Origin of the sequence: Pseudoalteromonas sp. SG45-5 (assembly GCF_014164085.1) — a bacterium.
GTDB classification, from domain to species: domain Bacteria; phylum Pseudomonadota; class Gammaproteobacteria; order Enterobacterales; family Alteromonadaceae; genus Pseudoalteromonas; species Pseudoalteromonas aliena.
Genome location: NZ_JACJEM010000115.1, coordinates 1 through 1,562 on the forward strand (window position 1 = coordinate 1; position 1,562 = coordinate 1,562).

Here is a 1,562-nt window from a genome sequence, read left to right on the forward strand (position 1 = left end):
CTTTTCACTGTACGTTAAACAGGCTTTGCTATACACGCACCATTTGGTTGGTGTGCTTACCTTCGCGAATGAACTATCGCATTCATTGAGCGCCGCCAGCATTTTACCTCTAAAGACTGTTGATAACGCTTTAACTGGGTATAAATAGCCTTTTTCTATTTCATGCCAGTGCGCTTTATTAAGCGTCCCTGCGGGTATCAAACAATGCAAGTGGATATGCTGACTTAAGTTCTGCCCACACGTATGCAGTACGCTTGTCATGCCTAACTGGCCATGCCTCTTTCGTTTCGCAAATTTACTCAGCGTTTGCCATGTGGCTTTGAATAAACACTGATACAACGCGTTTGGGTTATAGTGAGCAATGATATTCAACTCATGAGGGAGCGTAAAAACAAGGTGGAAATACCGACACGGTAATAAATCCTCTTGTTGTCTTTGCACCCATTTAGCCGTAGCTATGCCTTGGCAACGCGGGCAATGCCTATCTCGACAGCTACACCCAATTTGTTGTACTTCACCACAGTTATCACATTGCCACGCTTGATAACCGAGCTGACCTGTTCTGCATGATTGAAGATGTTGGCAGACTCGTAACTGCTGATAACTCATTATGTGGTGCTGCCGATAATTCCCAAGGCCAGAATTTAAAATATCAGCGAGGTGCAAGCCGCTCATTGTTTACCCCAACTTGCGAGTAAATCAATGCCACCATGCCCTAATTCAGGTAACCAGTGTAAGTAACTTTGCGTGGTTTTAATATCACTATGGCCGAGCTGATGTTGCAGTTGATGAAGAGGCATACCTGATTCAAGTTGATGTGTTGCATAAGCATGGCGTAAAGCATGAGGATTACAGTGCGCTAAACCACATGCCAGTGAATGTTTTTTCAATGCCTTTCTGAAGCTTGAGGGTGACATGGGTTTATCCATTAACCATCGAGAATAAAACATCCAGCCCGTTGGGTGATACATTTTCCAATAACAACGTAATTGATTCAGCACACTGTCTGATACAACCACATACCGTGACTTATCCCCTTTACCTTGTTCAATTAAAATGGTTTTACGCTGGCCATCTATGTTTTGCACTTTAATGCGCAGCAGCTCGCCAATACGTAAACCACACCCGTAACACACCACAATTAACGTTTTTAGTCGCATATCATCACGTGATAAATAGGTCGGTGCGCGCGACTTCGCTTTTGGCAGCACAATATCTAAGTTAAGTGGCCGGTGTAAAATATTCTTAAACAAGAACCAAATACTGTTTATCTGTACTTTTTGGCTTGCTCTAGACAGTTTACGAATAGCGGGATCGTTAAAAAAGGCATTAAGTTCGTCATCAGTAATCGAATCGAGCGGTTTATTAAAATAATGACTGAGTTTGAGTAAATGTTCACAGTAGCTTTTACATGTACTTTGCGAATAACCTCGATAGGCTATTTCTGTTTTGACTTGTTCAATGAGTGTATTCATGACTTACCTCCAAATATGGGATAACCCCAAGGTAAGTGTGGCTCAAATGGTCAGAATAGGATCTCCGCGTAGCGGCTTAGTTCAACA

The 1,562-nt window shown here is 42.5% G+C and carries 2 protein-coding genes; both read right to left on the reverse strand.

Annotated features, from left to right (window positions below; genetic code table 11):
• Window positions 1–675: transposase zinc-binding domain-containing protein (locus tag H5119_RS19845; protein WP_182703455.1), on the reverse strand; the 675-nt coding region annotated here is incomplete at its 3' end.
• Entirely contained in the window at window positions 672–1,475 is an 804-nt protein-coding gene (locus tag H5119_RS19850) for a tyrosine-type recombinase/integrase (RefSeq protein ID WP_182703456.1), read from the reverse strand. The genes H5119_RS19850 and H5119_RS19845, both read right to left, overlap by 4 nt.
• Between the last annotated feature and the right edge of the window lie 87 nt (window positions 1,476–1,562).